The organism is Halopseudomonas pelagia CL-AP6, from assembly GCF_000410875.1.
In the GTDB taxonomy this organism is placed as follows: Bacteria; Pseudomonadota; Gammaproteobacteria; order Pseudomonadales; family Pseudomonadaceae; genus Halopseudomonas; species Halopseudomonas pelagia.
This window is the reverse complement of sequence record NZ_AROI01000039.1, coordinates 1-7647: the sequence shown is the minus strand read 5'-3', so window position 1 is coordinate 7647 and position 7647 is coordinate 1. Positions and strand designations below refer to the sequence as shown.

At 47.8% G+C, this 7647-nt stretch carries 5 protein-coding genes; 2 read left to right on the top strand and 3 right to left on the bottom strand.

All coding sequences use genetic code 11. The features are described 5' to 3' along the window. On the top strand, window positions 1-411 hold a 411-nt coding region (locus tag K787_RS0120220; RefSeq protein ID WP_022964627.1), incomplete at its 5' end, for a MobC family plasmid mobilization relaxosome protein. Window positions 412-748: 337 nt separating this feature from the next. Here the strand turns inward: K787_RS0120220 and K787_RS23965 are convergent. The 3 genes from K787_RS23965 to K787_RS23960 all read right to left on the bottom strand — a co-directional run bounded on the left by K787_RS23965 (window position 749) and on the right by K787_RS23960 (window position 6621). Next, window positions 749-2482, bottom strand: coding sequence for a response regulator receiver domain (locus tag K787_RS23965; RefSeq protein WP_022964625.1), 1734 nt, complete (start codon window positions 2480-2482; stop codon window positions 749-751). Then, window positions 2479-5487: an ATP-binding protein gene (locus K787_RS0120205; RefSeq protein WP_022964624.1), complete on the bottom strand. Its 3009-nt coding sequence runs from the start codon at window positions 5485-5487 to the stop codon at window positions 2479-2481. The genes K787_RS23965 and K787_RS0120205 overlap by 4 nt, the downstream gene beginning before the upstream one ends. A gap of 90 nt (window positions 5488-5577) precedes the next feature. Continuing rightward, window positions 5578-6621, bottom strand: coding sequence for a DNA cytosine methyltransferase (locus tag K787_RS23960; RefSeq protein ID WP_022964623.1), 1044 nt, complete (start codon window positions 6619-6621; stop codon window positions 5578-5580). Between the two features lie 570 nt (window positions 6622-7191). Here K787_RS23960 and K787_RS25335 point away from each other — a divergent pair. After that, on the top strand, window positions 7192-7356 hold the full coding sequence (locus tag K787_RS25335) for a hypothetical protein (protein WP_022964622.1): 165 nt from the start codon (window positions 7192-7194) through the stop codon (window positions 7354-7356). Window positions 7357-7647 lie beyond the last annotated feature (291 nt).

Below are 7647 nucleotides of genomic sequence, written 5' to 3'. Positions count from 1 at the left end.
CACGATGGGCCGGAATATGCATGGATATCAGGGCAACTCGCAGGCGGTCCCGACGAAGGTCCGAAACAAAGGCTTGAGGTTCGATTCACACCGACTGAGTATCAAGAGATCGTGGCACGCTCAGAGGCCGAGGGATGCTCTCCTCAACGCTGGGTAATCAATTGCGTTCGGGCCAGCTTGACTAACCAGCCCCAATACACGATGGAGACTACGAAGGCCCTCTGGGACTCATCGGGACAGCTTCGAGCTATTGGGAGGAACCTGAATCAGATCGCAAAAAACCTGAATCAAGGCTCCGTACAAGAAATCTCTGCGGAGGAAATAAAGCAGCTTTCCGATTATATCTACTCCCATACCAAGCTTGTCTCTGAACTCCAAGACGCTAGCTTGAGTCGATGGAAAATCACCTGAGTGAGTCGGGCCGTAGGCGATGAACTGCTCGCCTGTGTTGTCTGGGCAGCGGTTTAAGAAAGCCCTGGGGCACGAGATCCAGTTTGACGAGGTACACATCAACAACCCGAAAGAGGTGATCGTCAGAGAATCAGTTCTTCCAGCAAAACCGAAAATAACCTATGTCTACCGGTAATACCGTTCTCAATTTCGGAGCATTTTTGCGCTGTACAGATTACTAGGTTTCCATAGCGCCTGTTAGAGCCGCAGTGTCTTCCAGAAGCTTCAATTTTCAGATGACGCTTACAAAAGAGCATCAATGGATGCATCGGCGTTAGCCCTTAGATAACATTGAGGTTCAAGTTTTAAACTTGAAGCTGCCTTTACCTGCAAGACGGAGATATTCAGAGTCTATTATCCCGATCCTCATCCAATTACTTGCAAGACCCGCCATCTCACTAACAGCACGTCCATAACGAATCTCGCCAAGCCATGAAAATGAAAGGCTATCGTCATGCATCGATTTAAATAAAAATCTCGACGCTTCACCATCAACCATTTCCTCAATACCCCTTACACGTTGAGTTTCGTTATCTGGGGCAAAATAAAATGTCGATATATTAGGATGCTTTCTATCAAAATAAAGCCCAACCGCACTTCCATCCAAATCTTTGACAACTAAATTGTAAGGCTGATCGCTGCATACCCCCTCAAGGAAAACAAAAGGTCTAGGCTCCTGTATTCGCAATGCATCACAAGCTGGGGTCAAACACATTAGATAACGGGTCACGTCTTCCTGCTGCAACCGAAGTACTGTGCCCGTCGTAAGAGACGGTTTCCAATGGGCATCAGAGACCAGCTTTGAATGGCCAAACGCTTCGCGCCGAAACACCACCAATCTTGAAAACTCGTTTTCCGCGTTTCTAGCTGCCTCAATGCTTCCAGATAACGCTGTAGCGACTTTATTGCGGTGGAACCCTGGAAACTCTATAGATTTTTTGCCATCGACAGTGAAATCTCTATCACCAATACCAAAGTTTAGCAGCCCATCAATTACGCTTCGATCGACATGTACAGTCTGCTTGTTATCGCCCTTACCGATTTGGTATTGAGGCACAACAAAAGCATCCTGCTTAAAATTCAGCCATTTCGTAACAGAGGCTGTCTCAAGGTAGTCATCGGCAATTCTATCCAATCCAAGAGCATTATCGCATTCAGCGACTAGCAATTCACGCATCAGCTCTGGCACATCACCTGGAGGGTTAGTTATCAGCCTATTTGCTATATACGCAGAATCTAACACCCCTCCAAAACGAGTAACCATATGATGCGTGTTTTTCCTAATGGCTCCGACTGCTGCTAAAGCAAAGGATGGAATTAAGCCGTCGGCGAGACGTGTGAAAAGCCGTGTCAGTGCTTCCGGTAAACTAACCGGCGGCACTTCAATTTTATTCAGAACACCAACAAAGCAGTTAGTACCCCTGGCACAGAACTGAGTATCTGGCGTGTCCGTCACCACAATACCACCGGTACTCAAGGCTGCTTTAACGTCCGAAAAAATCCCTTCATCAAGAGGCTGCCCTGTATAAACACATATCAACCGCATTCTGCCACTTTCAGCGACGTCTTGAGCAGCAATTGCAGTCAACAACTTAATTGTTAACACTGGACTTGAATCTTGTAGATACCAATCTATTACGACAATATCTGATATTCTCGCCGCATTTAATACGCGCCTAATTATTGAAGCCTCATCCGTATCATCATCATCCGGAAGAACAAACGCGCATGCAATGCCATTTTCCGCGAACGCGTCTGAAACTTTTCTTACATCTAAACGGTGTGCCTTTTCGTCTTCAAGTTCAGCTTCAGATGACTCACCAATCTCTGCGGCAGCAGCTATCGACATTCCATCATCAGGAAGCTGAAGCTCGTGGGCGGCAACAGCTTTGCTCTCTTTAACATACGGCTGATTATCGATCACCACTGCATTTTTTAAAAATTTCTTAACAGCAGACAAACAGTGCTCTAACCACTCTTGTTGTGCCGCAGCAGCCGGGACCGTCGCATCAAGAACTTCTCCGTCCATCATTTCATCACCTGCTCATCCATAGCCTTAATTCGAAAAACCGGGTTCACATCCAGGCCCGATTCTAAAAGTTCAACATCAAAGTGCTCGCGACGTAAGGTTTCTCGACTAATCGCAAGTCCCATGCCACGCCCCCCAGGCTTACTTGTCTCACCGAAATCAAAAATCCGACTTCGTAATCGCTCCTCTATTCCAGGGCCGGTATTAGAAACAAGAAAACCGACTTCATCAGCATCTAAGGTAATTTCTCTTTTGCCTTCAGCCCGGCTGGCGACCCAGTAAATAGCATTATCTACAATATTGATAAATGCGCCGAGCAAAGCAGACGACTTACACTCAACTGACCGCTCACGAAACCTGTTAGTCGGATTCAACTCAATCTTCGCGTCTTTAAGCTGATCACTAAATATCCGACGAAGAGCATTAAGAATTTCGTCACCAGAGACCTTGACGGTCGCTCGATGCATCCGTCGACCAAGCGGGTCCAGCACTTTTAGATAGCCATCTAAGTGCTCAATATGTTCACGTAGCTGCTTGTAAATGGTCGCCAAAGGTGGGTTACGATCTGCCCAGGGCTTCAGATCGCTCATGGTTACTCTAATTCCCCTAGCCGCACGTTCGAATTCATGCTGGAGTATTCCAACAGACATCCCCATCTGAGCGAAATCAGAATAGAAGTCTAACTGCTCCTCTAGTATCTGGTTACGACTCTCAAGGGCAGCGAAACGATCATCTAGAGTTTCACGCTCGCTGATTCCTTCGGACAGCTCAATCATCTGTCGCTTGAACGAATTAAAAAGCTCTGCTTCACGCTGCCGTAACTCAGAAATACCAAGTTCAATTTCGTGACGTACTCGGTCTAGATCTTCAGGCTTCTCTGCCGATCGCTTGGTGAATTCGGCGACCAGCGTTTCGATATTTGAGCGAACCTCCGAAAACTCCTCCTGCAATACGGACTTTAACGACTGCTGCATTACTTCCGAAGCTTGAAATGCTTCACGCCGGAGACTAACAAGCTCTTTAACTGCACTGTCACGCTCTTGGGCAATGTCTTGTAGTGCAACCTCACGCCTCTGTGTATAACCTAAGCGGCCATTAGCTGAGTTTAACAAACTTTCATCAATATTATTGCGTAGAGGATTTAGTACACTTTCCCTAATTTCAGCAGACATCCGCTCATACGCTATCCAGTCTTTCTCCAGCCTAGTAGTTAAAGCCAACCCTCTCGGCCGTGTCACGACTACTCTATTGGATAGCTTCCTTAACTGGCTACGAACATCCAACTCAATCAACCTCAAATTTACAGCAAAACTCCCCTGATCTAGTTCCTGTTCAAGATCGTCCAATCGCTCATTTAGAGAGTCGAGAACTTTTTTCGCCTCAATCTCGTAAAAACCACTCTCGTATTCTTCTGAAAACCGAGTCAGATCCTCATCAAACTCATTGCGACGAGAGTTAGCTTTGCTTTTCTGCTTACGCAAAAGTTCCGCTTGAACAGACAGTTCCTGCTTCGCGTCACGGTAGTCATCCCCTTGGGGGGAGCTTGGACGAAAAAACTCAAGCGCCAGCTGCTGAAAGAAGCCAATAAGAACTGAACGAAAATCTCGATAAGCCAAATTTTCCCGGAAGCCTTCTCTGCCCGCTTTTTCAGTTAGTGCATTATTGTTCGCATGGGAAATTGAAATATATCCAAAGCCGCGGCGATATGAAAAGAACCAGTCTTGCGCGGATTTTGTTCTACGCTTTTCTATCTCGAGAAAGTCATAGTCTGAGTTTCCATATGGCAGCACCCTGATGCCATCTCGATATAAGTACAAACCGCCGATTCGCTCAGTTTTGGATGTCATTTCCACCCAATCCTCTGCAGAAAGAGCCGACTCTCTTTGCGACCCCTGAACATAGCCATAACGAATCGAAAAGCTACCACAACGAGGTTGCCGACCTTTCCCATCCAACCAATTACAGACAAACCTCCTCGGTTTTCCGTAAATACTTACAGAGCCAACAAATTGCCCAAGATCATCAAACTCCCCCTCGAACAAGTGGTCAGTTTTATTAAATTCCTCGGCTGTAAAAAAACTATCCCGGCCAATCAAATTCTCCACTTCAAGAATATGATGATCACGAAACTCTGTTTTAATTACCGGCTCAGCAGCCCCCATGGTATTTGAAAACCCAAGCAGGAAACGCTGTAATTTAGAAGACTCTTTATCTGTCGCACCGTCAATATCATCATCCAGTTCAGGAGCCACTGGAAGAACGACAAAGTGAGTGCCGTACCCATCCCCTTTAAGCGTAAGCGGCTCGTCACGGTTTTGATTTAGAGTTGCATCCAGTTTGTCCGGCCCAATCCCACGAGCGGACTCTAAATCCTTCTGAAGCTGTAGATATATATCCGGATCAATATCTGATTCCAATGCTTTCAGATTCGCCGCAACTTTATCCACCAATTCGCCCACATCTTCCCTCGTAGGAAGAGTTCCGCCGGGGAATTCTTTCACCGGAATATCGATAGAGCTGATATCTATTCCAGGCTGCTCAAATATCCCCCAGTGTACAAAAGCTACGACTAGGTTATGAAGCCCATCCGCACGGCTTGCACGTGTCATTAGCAAAGTGATCGGTGCGATAACTGCGATAGCAAGACGCCCGATACCTTTCTCGCCCATGATCACACGCTTTGGTGGATTTTTTGGTCCGCGCCACTCTTCAGCTTTTTTCGCCTCAGACTCTGACGATTTTTCCGCGTCAGTTCTAGGCCGGTTAGCATTTACCCGGGATTCGGTCCCCAATGTGAGCCAACGATTTTCGAGATCCTCCCGCGTCATGCCATAACCGTCGTCACGCAGAACAAGAACTCGGGTACGCCTGAAAAAATCTACCTCGACTCTCTCAGCGTAAGCGTCATGCGCATTTTTGAAAAGCTCGTGAATCGCAGTTGGGATACCTGCAATTTGCTGTCGTCCGAGCATGTCGACAGCTCTAGCTCTTACCTTGAGCTGGGTCATGATTACTCCTGAGGCCTAAACATAGCTACCTTTGACTGACACTGCCTCCGACGATAGCGCTGGGCAGTGCTGCGGCTCGTTTGTCAAAATTCAGTCACTCTGCATAAAAAGTGCAGCTTTTAGGCTGGTCCCTATAGCTTTCATCATTGCAGGAGGGACAGCGTTACCGATTTGAGTGGAGACTTGGGCTGCATTACCCTTAAACATATAGTGGTCAGGAAATGACTGAAGTCTTGCGGCTTCACGTAGAGTTATAGCCCTGTGCTCTTTCGGATGTGCGAAACGGCCCCGGGTTATATCCGTGCAACCCGTCGTCAATGTCGGAGATACATCACTCCACCGCATACGCCCATACGTATCGGAGAAAGAAGACTTTTTACTCCTCCTATGGCATGCGAGCTGAAGATGCAGAGGTAGTGATTCGCGACCACCCCCGTCTTCAGGAATGTGCTGAAGCCTGAGTATGTTGAGTGCCGAGTGTTTGCGAGCAAAGTGTAACGGGTCGTGTCCCTCGGGGGGACGCCCAATTGGGGGAGTTGGAAGATCTCCGATTGTGTCTTTGACGGTTTTCTTTCCCGACTTTGCTATGTCTATCGCCCGGTCTAGGGGCACTCCCTTAGCGGCAACAAGAATCATGCGAGTACGTCGTTGAGGCACTCCTAACTCTGCCGCATCGATGCGCATCGGCTTCGATACTCTATAACCGTTATTCTCAAGCCAGTTCTTGAAGCCACCGAAAACATCACTCGACTCCAACCCTGGCACATTTTCTAAAAAGACGATGGAAGGCGAAAAGCGCTCGATAAAGGGAATGGAAGTATTGACGAGATCATTACGCGTGTCATTTGAGCTTCTACGGCGATTTTGGCTGCTAAAAGGCTGGCAAGGCGCACATACAACCAGAAGATCAAGGTTCCCTGGGATTACGCTCGAGAACGCATCTGGAGAAACTTTGCGGATGTCCTCCTCAATTAGCATCACATCCGGGTGATTGGCCCGGTAGGTTTCGCAGGCTCCTGGATTGAGATCAACAGCTCCAACGACGTTGAACCCGGCCTGCTTAAGCCCGAGGGTGACAGCCCCCGAACCGCTGAACAAATCGAGAGCAAGGGGTTTTCGAGCTTTGTTGACCATGGGGTGTTCCTGTCTAGTGAATGCTTCTTGCACCCGAAAAATGTGATTAGCACAAGAATTTCACGTACATAAAGCACCTTAGGATACTTGGTTCTAGGCCCAAAGTGTCCTGCTGCATGGCAGAATGAAGGCAATGTCGGCTGGATCTTGCCCTAGCCTTCCTTCGCAACAAAAACATGCCTGATAAAAATATGCTCAATCAGGAGCACGATTGCAAGATAGGTACACCTGCAGTACAGTAGTGATATTGCTTAAGCTTCTCAAGAATACGCTCAACCCTAGTAAAAACGAGCCCTCCAGCTATGCCAACCTACGTTCACCTACGAACGATTTCTCTAGGCATGCCAGCTCGCCCAGAAACTTGTAATCAGTAGGTCCCGAGTTCGACTCTTGGTGCCGGCACCATAAAAATCAAAGACTTGCCCGAAAGGGCAGGTCTTTTTTTTGGCCAAAAATTGGTTTGGGGTAGGTTTGGGGTAGGAGTTTGACCAAAATATTTTCCGGGTTAGATAATTCTGTCTACTGCCCGCCTGGACAGTATCTCTGTCCGTATCCGAGGAAGCCGATGCCATGATCCGACTGGATTTGAATACAAATGACGCTGAAGCCTTGCTTCGTCACGCGAAGAGCTTCGAGCCCGCCACTGGTGATGCTCGCGAGGACAGCCGGCTTTCGGATGCACTTCGTGACTTGGCTGAAGCGATTGAGCAGTCGCTGGGTGCGGATGGGGTCTAAGGGTTTGCTGCGGAAACTCTTGGGGTGGTTCAGCGGGCTGTACCCAGCCCACCAGTTAATTGAGACCCAGCGATCAGAGAAAGGCATTTCTGTGGCTGGCCGAGGACTATAGATTTTTGCGTATGGTACTGCTGCAGCTCACAGGTGGGCAGTATTTCTTCTGGTATACTGAGTATACCAAACCCTTGAAAAATATAGGAAAAATGTTGACGCGGCTATTTCTCATCTCTACTATAGGAATTGTTGCAACCGCTTAGGTAAGTGAGCAAGCGTCTTCACCACCCACCGGGT